At 76.0% G+C, this 20864-nt stretch carries 9 protein-coding genes; 6 read left to right on the top strand and 3 right to left on the bottom strand.

All coding sequences use genetic code 11. From position 1 onward, the window contains the following. Window positions 1-4233 (bottom strand): type I polyketide synthase (locus ACIP4P_RS42310; protein WP_400928956.1); only part of this gene is annotated, 4233 nt, incomplete at its 3' end. 397 nt (window positions 4234-4630) lie between these two features. On the opposite strand from ACIP4P_RS42310, the gene ccrA reads away from it, so the two are divergent. The 6 genes from ccrA to ACIP4P_RS42280 all read left to right on the top strand — a co-directional run bounded on the left by ccrA (window position 4631) and on the right by ACIP4P_RS42280 (window position 12744). Then, window positions 4631-5980, top strand: a complete 1350-nt coding sequence (gene ccrA, locus ACIP4P_RS42305) for a crotonyl-CoA carboxylase/reductase (RefSeq protein WP_400928953.1) — start codon at window positions 4631-4633, stop codon at window positions 5978-5980. Window positions 5981-6197: 217 nt separating this feature from the next. Next, window positions 6198-7418 (top strand): cytochrome P450, encoded by a 1221-nt coding sequence (locus ACIP4P_RS42300; RefSeq protein ID WP_400928949.1) that lies wholly within the window; start codon window positions 6198-6200, stop codon window positions 7416-7418. Window positions 7419-7475: 57 nt separating this feature from the next. After that, window positions 7476-9359 carry a fatty acyl-AMP ligase gene (locus ACIP4P_RS42295; RefSeq protein ID WP_400928946.1) on the top strand — a complete coding sequence of 628 codons (1884 nt, stop codon included), beginning with the start codon at window positions 7476-7478 and terminating at the stop codon, window positions 9357-9359. A 20-nt stretch (window positions 9360-9379) separates the two neighbouring features. Beyond that, window positions 9380-10405, top strand: a complete 1026-nt coding sequence (locus ACIP4P_RS42290) for a beta-ketoacyl-ACP synthase III (protein WP_400928962.1) — start codon at window positions 9380-9382, stop codon at window positions 10403-10405. 159 nt (window positions 10406-10564) lie between these two features. Next, on the top strand, window positions 10565-11512 hold the full coding sequence (locus ACIP4P_RS42285; RefSeq protein WP_400928943.1) for a hypothetical protein: 948 nt from the start codon (window positions 10565-10567) through the stop codon (window positions 11510-11512). Between the two features lie 146 nt (window positions 11513-11658). Then, entirely contained in the window at window positions 11659-12744 is a 1086-nt protein-coding gene (locus ACIP4P_RS42280) for a LuxR C-terminal-related transcriptional regulator (RefSeq protein ID WP_400928940.1), read from the top strand. 63 nt (window positions 12745-12807) lie between these two features. Here ACIP4P_RS42280 and ACIP4P_RS42275 read toward each other — a convergent pair whose 3' ends face one another. Together ACIP4P_RS42275 and ACIP4P_RS42270 are read right to left on the bottom strand one after the other, a co-directional pair. Beyond that, entirely contained in the window at window positions 12808-14526 is a 1719-nt protein-coding gene (locus tag ACIP4P_RS42275) for a hypothetical protein (protein ID WP_400928937.1), read from the bottom strand. Continuing rightward, the gene (locus ACIP4P_RS42270; RefSeq protein ID WP_400928934.1) at window positions 14523-20312 is read right to left on the bottom strand and encodes a beta-ketoacyl synthase N-terminal-like domain-containing protein; all 5790 of its coding nucleotides are present in this window, start codon (window positions 20310-20312) and stop codon (window positions 14523-14525) included. The genes ACIP4P_RS42275 and ACIP4P_RS42270 overlap by 4 nt, the downstream gene beginning before the upstream one ends. Between the last annotated feature and the right edge of the window lie 552 nt (window positions 20313-20864).

Below are 20864 nucleotides of genomic sequence, written 5' to 3'. Positions count from 1 at the left end.
GAGGGTGGCGTGGTTGAGGGCGGCGACGGTTTTGATGACGGCGCCGACGCCGGCGGCGGCTTGCATGTGGCCGAGGTTGGATTTGAGTGAGCCGACCCAGAGGGGTTCGCCGGTGCGGTGGCGTCCGTAGGCTTCGATGAGGGCGTTGGCCTCGATCGGGTCGCCGAGAGTGGTGCCGGTTCCGTGGGCCTCGACCGCGTCCACCTCGTCGGCGGTCAGGCCCGAGCGTCGCAACGCCTCGGCGATGACCCGTTGTTGGGCCCGCCCGCTCGGCGCGGTCAGCCCGTTGGACGCGCCGTCGGAGTTGACGGCGCTGCCCCGGATCACCGCCAGCACCCGGTGTCCGTGGCGCCGGGCGTCGGACAGCCGCTCCAGCACCAGCACACCCACGCCCTCCGCCCAGCCCGTCCCGTCCGCGTCGGCGGAGAAGGGCTTGCAGCGGCCGTCGGGGGCCAGGCCGCGCTGGCGGCTGAACTCGGTGAACATGCCGGGGGTGGACATCACGGTGACCCCGCCGGCCAGGGCCAGGGTGCACTCGCCGCCGCGCAGCGCCTGCGCGGCCAGGTGGATGGCGACCAGCGAGGAGGAGCAGGCGGTGTCCACGGTGACTGCCGGGCCCTCCAGCCCGAGGGTGTAGGCGATCCGGCCGGAGGCGACGCTGATGGTGCTCCCGGTCAGCAGATGTCCCTCGTGGCCGGGCGCGGGCTCGTGCAGCCGTGGGCCGTAGTCGAGTTGGGTGAGGCCCGCGTACACCCCGGTACGGGTGCCGCGCAGGTCGTCGGGGCGCAGCCCGGCGCGTTCCAGGGACTCCCAGGCGACTTCGAGCAGCAGCCGCTGCTGCGGGTCCATCGCGGTCGCCTCGCGGGGGGAGATGCCGAAGAACTCGGCGTCGAACTGCCCGGCGTCGTAGAGGAATCCGCCCTCGCGGGTGGAGCTGCGGCCGGGCTCGGCCGGGTCGGGGTGGTAGAGCTCCTCCGGCCAGCCCCGGTCCGCCGGGAAGGCGCCCACGGCGTCCCCGCCGCGCTCGACCAACTCCCAGAGGTCCTCGGGGGAGTTCAGCCCGCCCGGGAAGCGTCCCGCCATCGACACGATCGCGATCGGCTCCTCGGAGGAGGTCCGGAACGCCTCGTCCGGTGCGACGTGGTCGCCGGCCACGTCGAGGTCGCCGGCCGCGTCGAGGTGGTCGGCCACGGCCCGTGGGGTCGGGTGGTCGAAGGTGAGGGTGGCGGGCAGGTCGCGCCCGGTGGCGGCGCTGAGCCGGTCGCCGAACTCGACCGTGCCGATCGAGTCCAGGCCGAGGTCCCGGAAGGTCAGGTCGGCGTCGACCCGCTCGCCGTCCCGGTGCCCGAGTACGGCGGCGAGGGCGGCGAGCACCTGCGGCAGTGCGGTGTCCCGGGAGGCGCGTGGCGCCGGTGCGGGGGCCGTCTGCGGGCGGTCGGTGAACCAGTACCGCTCGCGTTGGAAGGCGTACGTGGGCAGGGTGGTCCGGCGGTCACCGGTCCGGCGGTCGGCGGTCCGGCCGAGGGCCGCCGTCCAGTCGAACTCCACGCCGTGGACGTGCAGTTCGGCGAGGGAGCGGAGCAGGTCGGCGGGCTCCGAGGCGCCGCCGCGCAGCAGTGGCACCACCGGACGGCGGGTGCCGTCGGCGGTCGGGAGGGTGGCGAGGGTCTGCCGGGTGAGCGAGGTGAGCACCCGGCCGGGGCCCACCTCGGCGTACCCGGTCGCGCCCGACTCGGCCAGGGTGAGCACCCCTTGGTGGTACCGGACGGGGCGGCGGATCTGCTCGGCCCAGTAGTCGGGGGAGCTCAGCTCCTCGGTGCTCGCCACCCGGCCGGTCACGTCGGAGACGACGGTGAGCCGGGGCGGGTGGTAGCGCAGCCCGGCGGCGATCCGGCGGAACTCCGCCACCGCGCTGTCCATGTGGGCCGAGTGGAAGGCATGGCTGACCCGCAACTGCCGGGTCCGGCGGCCCTGTTCGGCGAACCGGGCGGCGAGCTCGGCGACCGCCTCGGCGTCGCCGGAGAGCACCACGGCCTCGGGGCCGTTGACGGCGGCGAGGGACACCCGGTCGCCTCGGTCGGCGAGCAGCGGGGCGACCTCCTCGGCGCTCGCCTGGACGGCGGTCATCACGCCGTCGGCCCGGGCGGCCTGCATCAGTCGGCCGCGCGCGGTGACCAGGACGGCGGCGTCGGCGAGGTCGAGGACCCCGGCGGCGTGCGCGGCCCCGATCCCGCCGACGGAGTGGCCGAGCACGAACGCGGGCCGCAGGCCGCGCTGTTCGGCGAGCCGGTGGACGGCGGTCTCCAGCGCGAACAGCGCGGGCTGGGTGTACTCGGTGCGGTCGAGCAGCGCCGCCTCGGGGGAGTCCGGTGCGGCGAACAGCAGGTCGCGCAGCGGCCCGTCGAGGCGGAGGTGCGGGTCGAGTGCGGCGGTGACCTCGTCCAGGGCGGCCGCGAACTCCGGTACGGCCCGGTACAGTTCGCGCCCGGCGGCGGCCTGCTGGCTGCCCTGGCCGGAGAACAGCAGGGCCAGGCCGCCGGCCGGTCCGTTCGGCGCGGCGCCGAGGACGACCCGGGGGTGCGGGGTTCCGTCCGCCAGGGCCCGGAGGCCGTCCAGCAGTTCGGCGCGGCCGTCCCCGAGCAGGCCGTCCTCAAGTGGGCCGTCCCCGAGCTGGCCGTCCCCGAGCAGGACGGCCCGGTGCCGGAAGTGGGTCCGGGTGGTGGCCAGGGCCGCCGCCAGCTCGGCCGGATCAGCGACAGCCGGATCGGCGTCAGGCCGTGCGGCGAGGTGCTCGGCCAGGCGGGCGGCCTGGGCGCGCAGCGCGGCCTCGGTGCGGCCGGACAGCGGCCAGCCCACCCCGCCGACGGGGAGCGCCGGTGCCGAGCCGGTCGGCGGACCGGCCGGGGACGACGGCGGAGAGGCCAGCAGCACATGGCAGTTGGCGCCGCCCACGCCGAAGGAGCTGACCCCGGCGATCAGCGGCCGCCCGGGCTCGGGCTCGGGCTCGGGCCACGGCGTCAGGGCGTCGGGCACGCGCAGGCCGAGGCGGTCGAGCGGGATGCGCGGGTTGGGCGTCTCGTGGTCGAGGGTGGCCGGGAGCTGCCGGTGCCGGATGCTGAGCACGGCCTTGAGGAACCCGACGATCCCGGCCGCACCCTCCAGGTGGCCGACGTTGCTCTTCGCGGAGCCCACCAGGAGCGGGCCGGCAGCGCCTGGGCCGTCCCCCGTGCCGCTCCGGTAGGCGGCGCCGACCGCCGCCGCCTCGACCGGGTCGCCGACCGGGGTGCCGGTCCCGTGCAGTTCGACGTACCGCACGTCCGCCGCCGCGATCCCGGACTGCCGGAGGGTGCGCCGGAGCAGGTCCCGCTGGGCGTCGGCGTCGGGCACGGTGAGGCCGTCGGCCGCGCCGCCGTGGTTGGTCTCGCTGGCGAGGATCACCGCGAGGACCGGATCGCCGTCGGCGCGGGCGCGGTCGAGCCGCTTGAGCAGGACGAGCGCGCCGCCCTCGCCGCGGGCGTAGCCGTTGGCCCGGGCGTCCAACGGGTAGCTGCGTCCGTCGGCGGACAGTCCGCCGAACTCCCGGGCCTCGACGGTGCTGTCGGAGCTGAGGATGAGGTTGACGCCACCGGCCAGGGCGAGGTCGCAGTCGCCGTCCCGGACCGCCCGGTGGGCGAGGTGGAGCGCGACCAGCGCGGAGGACTGGGCGGTGTCGACGGTGAGGCTGGGGCCGTGCAGGCCGAGGGTGTAGGAGATCCGGTTCGCCAGCAGGCCGTGGCCGAGCCCGGTGAGGGTGTGCCGGGAGACGGGCGGCGCGTCGGCTCCGTGCCGCAGCAGCCGGTAGTCGTGGCCCATCGCGCCGACGAACACGCCGGTGCGGGTGCCGTGGAGGGCCGCGGGCGGGAGGCCGGCGTCCTCCAGCGCCTCCCAGCCGAGTTCGAGCAGCAGGCGCTGTTGCGGGTCGGTCTCGGCGGCCTCGCGGGGGGAGAGGCCGAAGAAGTCGGCGTCGAAGAGGTCGACGCGGTCGAGGTAGCCGGCGTCCGGGAGACCGGGGTCGAGCCCGCGATCGGCGGGCGGCCGGCCGAGCGCGCTGCGGCCCTCGGCGAGCAGGGTCCAGAAGGCGTCGGGGGTCGGGGCGCCGGGCAGCCGGCAGGCGAGGCCGACCACGGCGACCGCAGTGGGCGGCGGCGGGGGCGTCCCGACCCCGGGGGCGGGGTGCTGTTCCTGGCTCGTCATGGTGGACTTGGCACCCCTTCTGAAAGCGAATCGGTTTTCTCCGCGCGGCCGTGGACCCAGCGGGTCGTCCACGATGGGTCACATTTCGTTCTGGGACGGGTTCGGCGGAGTTCGGTGAGGAATTCCGAAGTGCCGGGTCCGAAGCGGTGCGCGTTCTGGAAGTCTCCGGGTCCGCCGCCTTTCCGGTCCACCCCTAACTGTCGGGGGCGGAGTTCCGCCCGACGGGGGGCCGGGAGCGGTCAAGGGGGGCAGTACACCAGGTCCCACCTGCGGTTTCCTCCGACTACGGGTGGGCCGAGGGCGTTAGGGGTTCCCGCCCCGGAACACCGTCACGTAGCGTCGGGGACGGCCATGGTGAAGTTCCGGACCACCGCTTCGTCGGGTGAGGGGAATACAGATGGATGAGCTGTCCGAGGCGGTCCTGCGGGACGCGCCCGCGGAGGAGTTGGCGACAATCGCGTTGCCGCAGGATTACACCGCCGCGCATTTGCGACAGGAAGATGTCGCCATGTTTCAGGGTGTTGCGGACAAGGACGTCCGCCGCTCGCTGCACGTCGGCAAGGTGCCGCTGCCCGAGCTGGCGCCGGACGAGGTGCTGGTGGCCGTGATGGCCAGCTCGGTCAACTACAACACGGTCTGGTCGGCGACCTTCTCGCCGGTGTCGACCTTCGACGCGCTGAAGCGCTTCGCCCGGGCGGGCGGTTACACCGCGCGGCACGACCGGCCGTACCAGGTGATCGGCTCGGACGCGGCGGGCGTGATCGTCCGTACCGGCGCCGGGGTCCGGCGCTGGAAGGTCGGCGACCACGTCGCGGTGAGCACCGCGGTGGTGGACGAGCAGGACCCGGTGACGCACGCCGACGGCATGCTCGGCGCGGACCAGAAGGCCTGGGGCTACGAGACCAACTTCGGCGGGCTGGCCCACTACACGGTGGTGCGGGCCAGCCAGCTGGTCGCCAAGCCGCCGCACCTGACCTGGGAGGAGACCGCCAGCATCCCGCTGTGCGGCGGCACGGCGTACCGGATGCTGGTCAGCGACCGCGGGGCCCGGATCAAGCAGGGCGACGTGGTGCTGATCTGGGGCGCCAGCGGTGGACTGGGCGCGTTCGCCGTCCAGTTGGTGAAGAACGCCGGCGGCATCCCGGTCGGGGTGGTGAACTCCGAGCACAAGGCGAAGCTGGTGCGCCGGCTCGGGTGCGAGGTGGTGATCAACCGGGAGGAGATCGGCATCGGCCGGGCCCCCGAATCCGCCGACGAGACCGTGGAGTTGGCGAAGCGGCTGGGCCGGGCGATCCGTTCCCAGGTCGGCGAGGACCCGCACGTCGTGTTTGACCACGTCGGGAAGGCCACCTTCGGCATCTCGGTGATCGTGGCCCGGCGCGGCGGCACGGTGGTGACCTGCGGCTCCAGCACCGGCTACCAGCACACCTTCGACAACCGCTACTTCTGGATGAACCTCAAGCGCATCGTCGGCAGTCACGGCATGAACCTGGGCGAGGCCGCCGAGATGATGCGGCTGTACCGGCTCGGCCTGCTGGCGCCGGTGGTGTCCCGGACGTACCCGCTGGCGGAGATCGGCGAGGCGGCCCGGCTGGTGCAGACCAACGGCCACACCGGGAAGGTCGGGGTGCTCTGCCTGGCCGACCGCCCCGGCCTGGGCGTCGCCGACCCGGCCACCCGGGCCCGGCTCGGCGAGGACTGGCTGAGCCCGCTGGCGGAGGACCACGGGCCCGCCCTGGTCGGCTGATCCGCCGCGGCCGTCCGGACATCCCCGCCCGTCCGGACGACCCCCGCCGGTCCGGACCACCGCCGCCCGTCCGGACGCCCGTGCCCCTCCGGACACCCCGCCCGTCCGGACGCCCCCGACCCTCGTCGACCGACCGAGCCGCACCGCGCCACCCCACTCGCCGCTGTCCGCACAGCTGCGACAGCGCCGCCGTCCGCCGCCGTCCGAGGAGCCCTGGATGACCCCGCAAGCCGACCCCACCGGCATCGACGTCTTCGATCCGGACCGCTACCTGCCCACTCCGCCCCACCACGACTTCGCCGTGCTCCGCAGCCGGGCCCCGGTCTACCGGCAGCCCGACCCCCAGGTGCCCGGCGGCCACTGGGCGGTGACCAGGCACGCGGACGTGTCCTGGATCGCCCGCAAGCCCGAACTGTTCTCCTCCCAACTGGCCGGCGCCCAGCCGATGGAGTACGACGAGGTCGCCATCGGCATGCAGCGGATGATGATGATCAACCAGGACGCGCCGCAGCACGTCCGGGTCCGCAGCCTGGTGAACCGCGGCTTCACCCCGCGGATGGTGGAGCAGCTGCGGGAACGGATCGCCGCCGAGTGCGAGCGGATCGTGGACGGGGCACTGCGCGACGGCGGGGGCGACTTCGTCCGGCAGGTCGCCGCCGAACTGCCGATCGTGGTGATCGCCGAGCTGATGGGCGTGCCCCGGGACGAGCGGCACAAGCTGTTCGCCTGGTCGAAGGGCGTGGCCGGGGAGGCCGACCCGGACTCCGGCGGCGCGGTGGGCGCGCGGTCGGCCGCGCAGGAGATGGCGCGGTACGCGGCGGTGCTGGGCGCCGAGCGCCGCGGCTGCCCGGCGGGGGACATCGTCTCCCGGCTGGTCAGTGCCGACGCCGAGGGCAACCAGCTGACCGAGAGCGAGTTCCAGGCGTTCTTCGTGCTGCTCGCGGTGGCGGGCAACGAGACCACCCGGTACGCGATCGCGGGCGGGGTGCAGGCCCTGATGGCGCACCCGGAGCAGTGGGCGCGGCTGAAGGCGGACCCGTCGCTGGTGACCACCGCGGCGGAGGAGATCGTCCGCTGGGAGACCCCGACCAAGGTGTTCCGGCGGACCGCGGTGACCGACGTCGAGGTCGGCGGCCGGCTGATCCGGGCGGGCGACAAGGTGGTGGCCCACCTGACCTCGGCCAACCGGGACGAGGAGGTGTTCGAGGACCCGTTCCGCTTCGACGTGGGGCGGGACCCGAACCCCCACCTCGGCTTCGGCGGCGGCGGCCCGCACTTCTGCATCGGCCGCCATCTCGCCCTGCTGGAGGTCGAGTTGATGCTCCGCACGCTGGTCGACCGGGTGGCCGAGTTCCGCCCGGCCGGGCCGTCCCGGCGGCTGCGCTCGTACCAGTTCCACGGCCTGACCCACCTACCGGTGCGTCTGGTCGCCGCCTGAACCCCCAGCACCGTCGACCGGCCCACGAGGCCCCAGCGATCCCGAGGATGCCGCGCCATGACCGATTCCGTGTCCGATTCCTTGTCCGGTTCCCTTCCCGATTCCTTTCCCGAGCCCCTGGCCGGAGCCCTGCCGAGCCTCCCCGAGGTGCTGGCCCGGCGCAGCGCCGAGCAGCCGGACGCCCTGGCGTACGCCTTCCTGCACAACGGCGAGGAGATCGCCGAGACCCTGACGTACCGGGAACTCGACGTACGGGCGCGGGCGGTCGCGGCACGGCTGGCCGCGCTCGGGCAGGGCGGGCGCAGCGTGGTGCTGCTGCACCCGTCCGGGCCGGGGTTCGTCGCGGACCTGCTGGGCTGCATGTACGCGGGGGTGGCGGCCGCACCGGTGCAGGTGCCGTCGCGGGCCCGGGGCCTGGCGCGGCTGCGGAGGATCGCCGACGACGCCGGGACGAGCGTGCTGCTCACCACGGCGGAGGTGAAGCGGGACCTGGAGGACCGGTTCGGCGCCCTGCCCGAGCTGGCCGGACTGACCCTGCACGACCCGGACTCGCTGGCCGCTGCGGCCGAGCGCCGGGCACCGGGGGCGGCGGCGGCCTGGCGGCCGGGCCCGATCGGCGCCCAGGAGACCGCGCTGCTGCAGTACACGTCGGGTTCGACCGGCACCCCGAAGGGGGTGCGGGTGACCCACGCCAACTTCGGCAGCAACGTGGACGAGACGGACCGGCTGTGGCCCTGCCGGGGTGACGCCCGGGTGGTGAACTGGCTGCCGCTCTTCCACGACATGGGGATGCTGTTCGGCGTGGTGCTGCCGCTCTGGGCGGGCATCCCGTCGTACCTGATGACCCCGGACGCCTTCATCCGCCGCCCGGCACGCTGGCTGGAGGCGATCTCCCGGTTCGGCGGCACCCACGCCGCGGCGCCGAGCTTCGCGTACGAGCTGTGCGCCCGGGCGGTGGCCGAGGGCGGTCTCCCGCCGGGGCTGGACCTGTCCTCCTGGCGGGTGGCCGCGAACGGCGCGGAGCCGGTGCGCTGGCAGACCATCAGCGCCTTCACCGCGGCGCTGGCCCCGGCCGGGTTCCGCCCGGAGGCGATGTGCCCGGGCTACGGCCTGGCCGAGAACACCCTGAAGGCCACCGGCAGCCCGGAGGACCGGCTGCCCACCGTGCTGTGGCTCTCCGCCGAGGAGTTGCGGGCGGGGCGGGCCGTCGAGGTGCCCGACATCCCGGCCCCGGCCGACGTGGTTCCGGCCGACGTGGTCGGAGCCGATGCGGTCGGAGCCGACGTGGTCCCGAGCATCGGCTGCGGCGGCCCGGTCGGCGACAGCCTGGTGCGGATCGTCGACCCGGACACCCGCACCACCAGGCCGGACGGCGAGGTCGGCGAGATCTGGGTGAGCGGCCCCTGCGTCGCGGCCGGCTACCACGGCCGGGCGGAGGAGTCCGAGCGGACCTTCCGGGCGCGTCGGGCCGACCGCACCGAGTCGCGCAGCTGGCTGCGCACCGGCGACCTCGGCTTCCGGCACCGGGGGGAGCTCTTCGTCACCGGCCGGATCAAGGACGTGGTGATCCGGCAGGGCCGCAACTTCTACCCCCAGGACATCGAACTGTCCGCCGAGAACGCCGACCCGGGCCTGCACCCCAACTGCGCGGCCGCGTTCTCCGCCGACGACGGCACCCGGGAGCGCCTGGTGCTGGTGGTCGAGGCGGACGGCCGGACCCTGCGCGGCGGCGGCGAGGACCTGCGCGGGCGGATCCACCGGGCGGTGCACGAGGGCCAGCGGCTGGAACCGGACGAGATCGTGCTGGTGCGCCGGGGCTCACTGCCCCGGACCTCCAGCGGCAAGGTGCAGCGCCGGGAGACCCTCCGCCGTTACCTGGACGGCGAGTTCGGCGCGGCCGGGGCCGCCGCGCCGCGCGAGCGGGTGGAGGCCGGGCGGTGACCGCGGCCACGGCACAGGCGGTGACCGCCCCCGGGGTGCTGCGGGCGCCCGCGCCGGTCGGCGGCGCGCGGATCCTCGGCGTCGGTGCCTACCGGCCGAGCCGGGTGGTGGACAACCACGAGCTGGCGCCGGCCATCGACTCCAGCGACGAGTGGATCCGGCGGCGCTCCGGCATCGCGACCCGCCGCTTCGCCGCGCCGGACGAGACCCTGGTGGCGATGGCCGCGGCGGCCTCGCTCAAGGCGCTCGCCCACGCCGGGGTGGAGCCGCAGTCGGTGGACACGGTGATCCTGGCGACCATGTCGCACCTGGAGCAGTCACCACCCGCCGCCCCCCGGTTGGCGCAGCAGATCGGGGCGGCCGAGGCGGGCGCGGTGGACCTCGGCGCGGCCTGCGCCGGGTTCTGCCACGCCCTGGCGGTGGCCGACGGACTGGTCCGCTCCGGGCACAGCCGGTACGTGGTGGTGGTCGGCTCGGAGCGGATGAGCGACCTCGTCGACCCGACCGACCGGGGCACCGCCTTCCTGTTCGGCGACGGCGCCGGCGCGGTGGTGGTCGGCCCGGCGGACACCCCCGGCATCGGCCCGGTGGTGTGGGGCGCGGACGGCGCGCGCTCGGCCGTGATCGCCCACTCGCAGCCCTGGACGGCGCTGCGCCCGGCCGACCGGTCCTCCGACGGGCCGACGGCCTGGCCGACGCTGCGGATGGACGGCCCCGCCGTCTTCCGCTGGGCGGTGGCCGCCGTCCCGCGGATCGGCCGGGAGGCGCTGGAGGCGGCCGGGGTGGACGTGGCGGAGCTGTCCGCGTTCGTCCCGCACCAGGCGAACATCCGGATCGTGGACGCCGCGGCCAACGCGCTGGACCTGCCGCCGCACGTCGCGGTCGCCCGGGACGTGACGGACGCGGGGAACACCTCGGCCGCCTCGGTGCCGCTGGCCCTGGACCGGCTGCTCAGCGAGGGCGCCGTCGAACCGGGCGGGCTGGCCCTGCTGGTGGGCTTCGGCGCCGGACTGTCGTACGCGGGCCAGGTGGTGGTGCTGCCGTAGCGCCTCCGGACGTGACGGCCGAGGTGACGGCCGAGGTGACGGGCGGGGTCCCAGAAAACTCGGATACCGGCGGTTGACCGGGCGCTGACAATCTGGCGACGGGTCGGCCGACCATACCGGACCACCCGTCACCCGTCACCCGTCCGATCTGGAGTCCCCTTGCGTTCCACCATCCGGCGCCTCGTCCTCGCGGTCGTGCTCGCCCTGGGCACCCTGCTGCTCGCCCCCGTCGGCGGCGCCTCGGCCGACACCCCCGCCACGGCCCTGCGCAACCAGGCCTCCGACCGCTGCCCCGACGGCGCGACCTCGGGCACGCTGGACCTGCACCCCTGCGGCGGGAGCTACACCCCGGGCCAGTGGACGTTCTTCCCGATGCCGGGTCAGAAGAACGTCTACATGCTCAACAACGCCGCCGACCACCGCTCCTGCCTGGCCTCCGTCGACGGCCGGGTGCACGGCGCCCTGTGCGCGGCTGCCGACAGGCGCGAGTGGTGGGAGATCACCCCGTACACCGCGCCCGGACAGACCCCGCAGGCGGACCTGCCGGGGATCCGGCTGCGGAGCGTCGCCGACTCCGGGGCCCGGTGCATGGACAACACCGCGAAGAACTTCGGCGGTTGGAAGCTCTACATGTTCGACTGCAACAACGGGCCCTACCAGCAGTGGAACATCAGCCGCAGCACCTACCGGGCCCTGTTCGGGCACCCGGGCCTGAGCTGGACCGTGCTGGAGCAGCGCGCCGACGACGTGGTGCACGTGGGCGGCGACGCGACCAGCAACCCGTACCAGGGCGACACCCCGGGCACCGACCAGCTGCCGGTGCTCTGCATCAACCAGGACGGCCGCCCCGCCCCGGCGGGGGTGCCCGCCGACGGGTACCACAGCTGGGCGCGCGGCGAGGTGAGGGCGACCGAGCCCGTCCACGGCACCCTGTTGACCAGCCGGGCCCGGGTCGACCAGCTCTGTGCCACGGTCTTCGGCGCCTCCTTCCGGATGGCGGAGTTCCACGACGGGCAGGGCTGGAGCCTGTGGGCCAACGGCACCCTGCCGGCCGGCACCCGGTTCTGGACCGCCATCGACGACCAGGAGGCCAACCCCTGGAACTGACCCACGGACCACGGGGGAACGGGACACGGGGGAACGAGGAGCGGGGGAGCGGGGACGGGGGAGGGGCGGGCGCCGTGGTCGGCGCCCGCCCCGCCGGTTTCCCGGACCCGTTGGCCCGACCGCGCCGCTTCCGTAGTATTCCGTCCGTGGCCAAACGACGTGACATCGAGCGGGAAGTCCTGGGCACCATCGAGGAGTTGTCGGCGGCCCAGCTGCCGACGGCCGAGCTGTTCCGGGAACTGCACGCCCTGCTGCTGGGCCCGCTGGGCTTCGACGGCGGCTGCTGGCACGGCACCGACCCGGTCACCGGCTTCCCCACCTCCACCGTCGCCGACGGCCTCGACCCCGCCCCGTTCGAGCAGGCCGTCCAGTTGGAGCTGCAGGGCGAGGACACCACCACCTTCAGCGCGATCCGGGCCGCCGGGCGCCGGGTCCAGACCGTCGACCGCGCGACCGACGGCCGCCCCGAACGCAGCGTCCGCTACCGGGAGTTGCTCCACCCCTGCGGCTACGGCGACGAACTGCGGATCAACTTCGACCTGGGCGGCGGGCGTTGGGGCAGCGCCGCGTTCATGCGCGGCCACGGCCGGGGCCGTTACGAACCGGCCGGGCTGCGGCTGGCCGAACGCGTCGCCGCCCCGATCGGTGCCGCGCTGCGCCGGGCCCACCTGGCCACCCTGCGCCGTTCCGGGCCGGTCCGCTCCGCGCAGCCCGTGCACGCGCCCGCGGTGGTGATCCTGGACGCGCAGGGCCGGCTGCGTTCGGCCGACGCCGGGGCCCGCGAGCTGATCCGGCGGATGGCCGAACCCGCCGCCCGCCCCTGCGGGGTGCCCACCGGCTTCCTCACCGTCGCCCGTCAGGCCGCCCGCACCGCCGGCGCCTCGGACGTCCGGGTCTGCACCCCCGACGGCCAGTGGCTCACCCTGCACGCGGCCCCGCTGGACGGCGGCGCGGGCGAGGTCGCCGTCATCGCCTCCCCGGCCTCGCCGCTCCAGCGGCTGCCGCTGGCGATCCTCGCCCACGGCCTGTCCCCGCGCGAACAGCAGGTGGCCCTGCACGCGGTGCGCGGCACCAGCACCAAGGACATCGCCGCCCTGCTCCACCTCACCGTGGCCACGGTCCAGCAGCACGTCACGGCCATCCTGGAGAAGACCGGCGTCCGCAACCGCCGCGAACTCGTGGCCCTGCTCACCGCCGACCACCTGCCCACCCTCGGCCTGCCCCCGACCTGACGGAACACCGCTGCCGACGTGGCCCCGCCCGTGCGTCCCCCGTCGGGGGTGCCGGGCCGGTGCTCAGTCGGAGGTGAGCGCGCTGATGTAGTCGGGGCCGGCGATCGGGGCGTCGATGAGTTCCGGTGGGGTGTCCATCAGGGCCACCACCTCCTCGGCCCGGTGGCGCAGCCGGCGGTGGATGTCGTCCAGGGCGGCGGACCAGGTCCGGATCCGGTCCGGTGTCGCCAGTCCGGACAGCAGGTAGCGGGCCGAGCCGGTGACCGCCCGGTCCAGCCGGGCGGCGCGCAGCAGTTCGGCCGCCAGGGGGTCGTCGGTGGCGTGGGTGGCCAGTGCGTCGGCGGCGGTGCGGGTGAGGTGGGCCGTCGCGAGGGCGCGGGCGAGGCGGGAGTGCTCGTCCCAGGCGTCGGCGGGGTCCGTTCCGGCGGCGGCTGCGGCCAGTCGGGTGGTCAACTCCTGGTGCAGCAGGGCTTCGTGGGCGTGGAACAGCGGGGTGAGGCCGTCCTCGTCCGGGGCAGGCCCGCACCCGGGCGCCGGTTCGGGGGCGGCATCGGCGGCCAGTGAGCGGGCCGCGTCCAGCAGGATCATCCGGTTGTCGCCGCACGCCGACTGGAAGGCGGTGGTCAGGGCCTGGTAGTCGACGAGTCGGTTCTCCGAGAAGAAGCCGAGCGCCCCGGTCGCCGAGCGGCAGCGCGCCACCGCCCGGTCGGCGAGCCGGCTGACCGCGACCTTGGACAGGGCGATGGTGCGCATCACCTCGGGGGCCGGCCCACTGCCGCGCCCGCCACCGGCGGGCACGTCCCAGGCGGCTGCGGTCACCCGGCGGGCCAGGACGGTCGCGGCGTACGCGTCCGCCGCCGCCCCGAACAGCAGCCGTTGCTGGTCCAGGTGGTCGAGGGCGGACCGTTCGCCGCCGCCGCGCTGGGCCGTGGTGCGGCGCGTCGCGTGCGGGAGGGCGAGGGCGACGGCGGCCCGGGCGGCCGCGGCCAGGCCTGCGGTGACGGCGCCGCAGGCGAAGCGGCTCATGCCCAGGCTGCGCCGGGTGCGGGCGTCGGGTCCGCCGGCCGGGTCGTGGAGGCGGCCGTCGGTGGTGAGGACGGCGCCGTCGGCGAGCCAGCGGTGGCGGGGGACGCGCACCCGGTCGAAGCGGACGGTGGCGTAGTCCAGCGGCAGCAGGGTGGTGGGCGGGTGCGGGCGGATGATGACGCCCGGTGCGGTGCCGCGGGTGTCGCGCAGCTCGACGAGGAAGAGGAAGACCCCGTGGTCGGCCTCGTCGATCCGCAGCCGGGCGCTGACCACCGCGAGCCGGGGCGTGTCGGGATCGGCCACGTTGGGCGGGTACTTGGCGGCCCCGGGCTCGGGCGTGTGCAGGACGAAGTCGCCGCTCGTGCGGTCGAGCCGGGCCTCGGTGCGGATCGCGGCGGTGCTGTTGCCACGGCCGAGCTCGGTCATCAGGGCAGCCCCGATCCGGGCGCCGGAGGCCAGGGCGGCCACGTCGGCGGGCTGCGCGCCGTAGTCCAGGGCGGGGCCCACGGTCATGCAGTGGTGCAGGAACATCACGTGGAACAGCCGGGGGTCGGCGGCGGCGGTGAGTTCGAGCAGGTCCCGCAGCCGGGGCTGCTCGGCGAGCAGGGGGCGGCCCGCGCCGAGCTCCTCGGTGATCCGCCGCAGCGCCGGGTAGGGCGAGGCCGTCCGGTCGGGGGCGAGGGCGCGCAGGAGCGCGGCGGTCGGCCGCTGCCCGGCGGGTGCGGTGACGACGGGTGCGGTGAGGGGTGCGGTCACGACTTCGGCTCCTGCGATCGGGACGGGGTGGCGGGGAGGTCGGCGGCCCAGCCCTCGATCACCCGGGCGAGGGTGGGCGCGTGCTCGGTCAGCAGGGTGAGGTGGTCGCCGAGGGCGGTGGTGGCGGTGTGCGGCAGCTCCCAGCGGGCCAGCGGGCCGACGCCGGGCAGCGGGAGGGCGGCCCGGACCAGCAGGGTCGGGGTGGCGACCGGCTCGGGGGTGAAACGTTCCAGCAGGTGCAGGTAGCCGCCGGTGGCGCTGAGCCGGCCGGTGCCGGGCGCCTCGGCGGCCAGCGGGCCGGGGCGGTCCGCCAGCAGGGACAGCACGGCCGGGAGGGTCCTGGCGTGGAAGTCGGCGTCGGGCCACGGGGTGTCGAGCAGGACCAGGCCGTGGGCCGGCCGACCGAGCTGCTCCAGCCGGTGGGCGAGGAGGTGGGCGAGCAGGCCGCCGGAGGAGTGCCCGCAGAGCAGGACCGGCGCCTGCGGGTCGTGGCGGAGGCTCTCGGCGTGGGCCGCGGCGAGCGCGGGCAGGTCGGCGGGGAGCAGCTCGCCGGGGGTGAAGCCGGGCAGGGGCAGGACGGCGGTACGGGGGCCGCGGAAGTGCCGGGCGAGCTCCCGGTATTCGTGGGGGCCGCCGGTGGGGAGGACGGAGGGCACGCAGAGCAGGACGGGCAGCTCCGGGTCGGCGGCGGGGCTGCCGGGCAGCGTGACCGCGCGCGGTGACCGGTCGGCCGCCTGCTCCAGGCCGAAGGTCGCGCGCAGCGCCGCGGTGGCCCTGGCCAGCGCGACGGCGCTCGCGCCACGGCCGGTGCGCAGCGCCTCCTGGTACAGGGCGCTCACGCTGTCCGGGAGTTCGGCCTCGGCAGCGTCGGCCTCGGCTCCGACAGTGTCGGCGTCGGCCTGCCCGCCCAGGCTGATGGGTCCGGAGCGCAGGCGTTCCGTCAGGTGGTCGGCGAGGCGTCGCGGGGTCGGGTGGTCGAAGACGGCGGTGGCGCGCAGCGCGAGCCCGAGCTCGCGCCTGAGGCGGGTGCGCAGCTCGACGGCCGCCATCGAGCCGAAGCCGAGTTCCTGGAAGGTGGCGTCGGCCGGCAGTTCGGCGTCGGAGGGGTGACCGAGGACGGCCGCGGTGTGCGACAGCACCAGGTCGAACGGGTCCGGAGCGTTGCCCTGGCCCGTCGGGTCGGCGGGCTCGTCGTCGGCCCCCACGGCGAGGACCGGGGTCGGGGCCGTCCGCGCCGTACCGAGCCAGTAACGCCGGCGCTGGAACGGGTAGGTCGGCAGCTCCACCCGCGCCCCCGGCAGGTCGGGCAGCGCCCCGGTCCAGTCGACCGGGGTGCCGGCCACGTGGAGTTCGGCCGCCGAGAGCAGGAACCGCTGCGGGCCGGGTTCGCCCGCCACCAGGGTGGGGACGGTCAGCGCAGGGACGCCCGCCGCCTGCGCGGTCTCGGCGACCGCCTCGGTGAGCAGCGGGTGCGGCCCGACCTCGACGAAGCGCCGGTGGCCGTCGGCGAGGAGGGTCCGGACGGTGTCGGCGAAGCGCACCGGCCGGCGCAGGTTGCGGTACCAGTACCCGGGGTCCAGGTGTGCGGTGTCCAGTCGGCGGGCCTCGACGGTCGAGTAGAAGGGCGTCGCGCCGCGTCCGGCGGCGATCCCGGCGAGGGCCTCGGGCAGGGTGTCGGCCAGTGCCTCGACCGCCGCGCAGTGCGAGGCGTAGCCGGCCGGCAGCAGCCGGGCGGACACCCCGTCGCCGGTGAGGTCGGCGACCAGCCGCTCGACCGCCCCGGTCTCCCCGGCGACGACGGCCGAGCGGGGCGAGTTGCGGGCCGCGACGCCGATCCCGGGCCGGCCCGCCAGCCGTCCGGTCAGCTGCTCCTCCGTCAGCGCCACCGCGGCCATCGCTCCGGGGGCCAACTGCCGGACCTGCCGGGCGCGGACGGCGACCAGCCGGGCCGCGTCCGCCAGGGACAGCGCCCCGCACACGTGCGCGGCCGCGATCTCGCCCTGGCTGTGGCCGACCACCGCGTCCGGACGGACGCCGAACGACTCCCACAGCGCCGCCAGCGCGACCAGCACCGCGAAGTAGGCGGGTTGGGCGACGTCGGGCCGGTCCGGCGGGGGCGCCCCGGCTCCGCCGCGCAGCAGTTCCGTCAGGGACCAGTCGACGTGCGGGGCGAGCGCGGCCTCGGTGGCGTCCAGGGAGCGGGCGAACGCGGGGAAGGCCTCGGCCAGGCCGTCGGCGGTGCCGCGCCAGCGGCTGCCCTGCCCGGGGAAGACGAACACGGCGCCGCCGGTCCGCCCGGCCCGTCCGATCGCGGTACCCGGAGCCCAGGTGCCCGCCGCGACCGCGTCCAGCCCGGCCAGCAGGGCGTCCCGGTCGGCCCCGACCACCACGGCCCGCTCCCGCAGCGTCGGCCGGGTGCGGAGCAGGGCGTGACCCACGGTCGCCGGGCTCGGCCGGTCCTGGACCCGGACCGCCGCGGCGAGTCGCCCGGCGGCGGTGCGCAGCGCCTGCGGGTCCTGGGCGGACAGCACCCAGGGCACGGCGGTCCCCGTCTCCCGAGGCGTGGCCGTGGCCGTGGCCGTGGCCGGGTCTGCGGGCGGCTCGCCGAGCACGACGTGCGCATTGGTCCCGCTGATGCCGAACGCCGAGACCCCGGCGTGTCGCGGCCGGTCGCCCGAGGGCCACGGGCGGGCCCGGTGCAGCAGGGCGAGCGCGCCGTCGGCGAGGCCGGGCGGCAGCTCGGGGCCGTCGACGTGGAGGGTGCCCGGGAGGGTGGCGTGGTGCAGGGCCAGGACCGTCTTGATCACCCCGGCCACCCCGGCGGCGGCCTGGGTGTGCCCGAGGTTCGACTTGACGGAGCTCAACCACAGCGGCCGGTCGGCCGGGCGGTCGGGGCCACCGAAGACGGCGTCCAGCGCACCGGCCTCGATCCGGTCGCCCAGCGGGGTGCCGGTGCCGTGCGCCTCGACCGCGTCGACCTGGTCGGGCGTCAGGCCCGCGTCCCGCAGGGCCTGCCGGATCACCTGCTGCTGGGCGGGCCCGCTCGGCGCGGTCAGGCCGTTGCTGGCGCCGTCCTGGTTGACGGCGCTGCCGGCCACCACGGCGAGCACCGGGTGACCGCCGGCCCGGGCGTCGGACAGCCGTTGCAGGACGAGCACCGCGGCGCCCTCGCCCCAGCCCGTGCCGTCCGCACCGGCGGCGAAGGGCTTGCACCGGCCGTCGGGCGCCAGCGCCCGCTGCCGGGCGAAGTCCACGAAGGCGGCCGGGGTGCTCATCACGGTGGCCCCGCCGGCCAGCGCGAGATCCACCTCGCCGTCCCGCAGGGCGCGCGCGGCCAGGTGGATCGCCACCAGGGAGGAGGAGCAGGCGGTGTCGATGCTGAGCGCGGGCCCGGTCAGGCCGAGCTGGTAGGCCAGCCGGCCGGAGGCCACGCTCGACGCCGTCCCGGTCAGCAGCTGCCCGTCGTACAGCTCCGGGGCCTCGCCCACGCGCGGCGCGTAGTCACCGGCCATCACCCCGAGGTAGACGCCCGCGGCCGCGCCGTGCAGCGAGGTCGGGTCGATGCCCGCGCGCTCCAGGGCCTCCCAGCCGGTCTCCAGCAGCAGGCGCTGCTGGGGGTCCATCCGCAGGGCCTCGCGCGGCGGGATGCCGAAGAAGGCCGCGTCGAAGGCGGCGGCCTCGGCGAGGAAGCTGCCGGCCCGTACGTAGCTGCGCCCGGGGCGCCCCGGCTCGGGGTGGTACAGGTTGTCGAGGTCCCAACCCCGGTCCTGCGGAAGGTCGGTGAGGGTGTCGCGGCCCGTGTCGAGCAGCTGCCACAGGGCCTCGGGGGAGTCCACCCCGCCGGGGAAGCGGCAGCCGATGCCGGTGATCACCACGGGGTCGTCGTCGATCCGCGCGGACCGGGCGGCCACCGGCCTCGGGGTGGTCACCGGCCTGGGGGCGGACGGGCCGGTGAGGGCGCGGGCCAGTTCCCGGGGTGACGGATGGTCGAACGCGGCCGTGCCCGCCACCGGCCGGCCGAGCAGCTCGGCGAGGCGCACGGTCAGGCGCACGGCCCCGGCGGAGTCCAGCCCCAGGGCACGGAATCCGGTCCGGCCGTCCGTCGGCTCCTCGGCCGGCGGGCGGCCGAGGGCGGCCAGCTCGGTCTCGATCAGCGCGAGCACCTCGTCGAAGGTCCGGGCGGTGCCCGGGTCCGACGGTTCGGCCGCCGGAGCCGCGGCCGGAGCCGCCGCCGGAGCCGTGGCCGGGCCCGCCAGCAGGTCGGTCAGCCGCGCCCGGGCGACCTTCCCGCTGGGGGTCGACGGGATCCGGTCGACCACGACCAAATCCAGCGGCCACTTGTAGCGGGCCACGCCGCGCTCGGCCAGCAGGGCGTGCACCTGGTCCAGGCCGAGCGCCGTCCCGTCCCGCAGGGCGACCAGCAGCACGGGGTACTCGCCGAGCCGGGCGTCGGTCCGCGCGGCGACGGCCAGGGCCGACGGCTGCGGCAGGGCGGAGAGTTCCGTCTCGACCTCGGAGGCGGTGAACTTCAGGCCCCCGACGTTGATGAGTTCGGCGTCCCGGCCCCGGTAGACGAGGTTGCCGTCCGGCCGGCGCAGGGCGCGGTCCCCGGTGCGCAGCCAGCCGTCCGGGGTGAGGGCCGCCCCGGTCGCGGCCGGGTCGTCCAGATAGCCGCGGAACAGGTGCGGCCCGCGGAACTGCAGCTCGCCCGTGGTGCCGTCGGCGCACGGGGTGCCGTCCGCCGCGACGACCCGGGCCTGCGCGCCGGGCACCGGGCGGCCGATGGTCGCGGCCACCGCCTCGGCCGGATCCCCGGGCCGGGTGAAGGTCCCGGCCCCGAGTTCGGACATGCCCCACTGGATGACGGTCCGGGCGCCGAGCACCTCGCGCACCCGGGCGACGAGTTCGCCCGGGACGGCGGTGCCGCCGGTGCGGACCTCCCGCAGGGCGAGCGTGCCGGGCTCGGCCCGCCGGACCAGGTCGCGCAGGTGCGCGGGGACGGCGAACAGCACGGTGGCGCGGCTCGCCCGGGCGAGCCGCGTGCAGGCGTCGGGGTCCCAGTGCTCCAGCAGTGCCTGGCGGCCGCCGGTGAGCAGGCCCAGGTGGACGGCGAGCAGTCCGAACAGGTGGGTGAACGGGGCGGCGCTGACCAGTACGTCGTCCGCCGCCGCCCGGCCCTCCCCGGCCACCGCCGCGGCGTTGGCGAGCAGCCCGCCGTGGCTGTGCACGCAGATCTTGGGCCGCCGCGAGGTGGTGCCGGAGGAGGGCATCAGGACGAGCGGGTGCTCCGGGGTGACCTCGACCGGCTCGGGCACCCGTCCGGCGAAACGTTTCATCAGCTCGGCGAACGTCCCCGGCGCGGGGTCCGGTCCGACGGTGAGCACGCGCCGCGCGGCGGTCGGCCCGTGCTCGGGCGGGGCCAACAGCAGCCCCGCGTCCGTCCGTTCGAGGAGGGCGCCGACCTCCCCGGGGCCGAGGGCGGCGTGCAGCGGCAGCAGGACGGCGCCGATCTCGGCGAGGGCGGCGTGGGCGACCAGGAACTCCCAGCAGTTGGGCAGCCGTACCGCCACCACCTCGCCCGGGCTGACGCCGAGGTCCTGGAGCCCGGCGGCCAGGGCCGAGGCCTCCGCCCGCCAGGTCGCCCAACTGCGCTCCTGACGAGCGTCGGTCACCGCTACCGCGTCGCCGAGCTCGGCGGCCCGGCGCGCCAGCACGGCGGGCAGGGTGTGCGGGTGCGCCGCGTCCGTCCAGGGGCCGGCCAGGTAGCCGGCGGGGGTGACGGTCATGGCCGCACCGACCCTGCGCGGTGCACGGCGGGCGCCCAGGGCCCCGGGCCCGACTCGTTGGTCACGCTGTCCTCCATGGGATGACCGGGCGCGATGCGCGCCTGGTTCGACGGGGTGCTTCCTTCCCAGCGGCCGCGCCGGAACACGCCAAGATCAAGACAGCTGCGCCAGCCCGGGCCGGTCCCGGCCGCCAGGGGCTTCCTTCGTGTACGAGACGGAGCGGGCCCGGGGATGGAGGCCGTCGAAGGGCGGCAACTGTCGGTGCGCCGCCGGTCACGGACGGCCAGCGAGTGGCCTGAGTCGGTCTTGACCGGCACCGCTTTCCCGTGATCGACCGTCCCGGGGATGCGCCGGCGACTTCACGACGGCTCGTCCTGGCAGGAGTTCGGGACGCGAACCGATAGTGTGCGGGGAAGCGTCGTCCCGGGGCCATGGCGAAGACCTTCGGCAGATCTCAACGTCCTTGCACGGGAGGCGGGTTCGTCACTCCATGCAGGATCCGGACGCGTTGCGGCGGGTGGAATGCGGATGTCACTGGCAGAGAGCCTTTCC

Source organism: Kitasatospora sp. NPDC089509, assembly GCF_044749365.1.
Taxonomy (GTDB): domain Bacteria; phylum Actinomycetota; class Actinomycetes; order Streptomycetales; family Streptomycetaceae; genus Kitasatospora.
The sequence above is the reverse complement of the archived record's forward strand: the minus strand, read 5'-3'. Positions and strand labels throughout refer to the sequence as shown.

Coding starts and splice junctions, on each gene's coding strand:
- ccrA (WP_400928953.1), top strand. CDS start 4,631: ATGGATGAGCTGTCCGAGGCGGTCCTGCGGGACGCGCCCGCGGAGGAG.
- ACIP4P_RS42300 (WP_400928949.1), top strand. CDS start 6,198: ATGACCCCGCAAGCCGACCCCACCGGCATCGACGTCTTCGATCCGGAC.
- ACIP4P_RS42295 (WP_400928946.1), top strand. CDS start 7,476: ATGACCGATTCCGTGTCCGATTCCTTGTCCGGTTCCCTTCCCGATTCC.
- ACIP4P_RS42270 (WP_400928934.1), bottom strand. CDS start 20,312: ATGACCGTCACCCCCGCCGGCTACCTGGCCGGCCCCTGGACGGACGCG.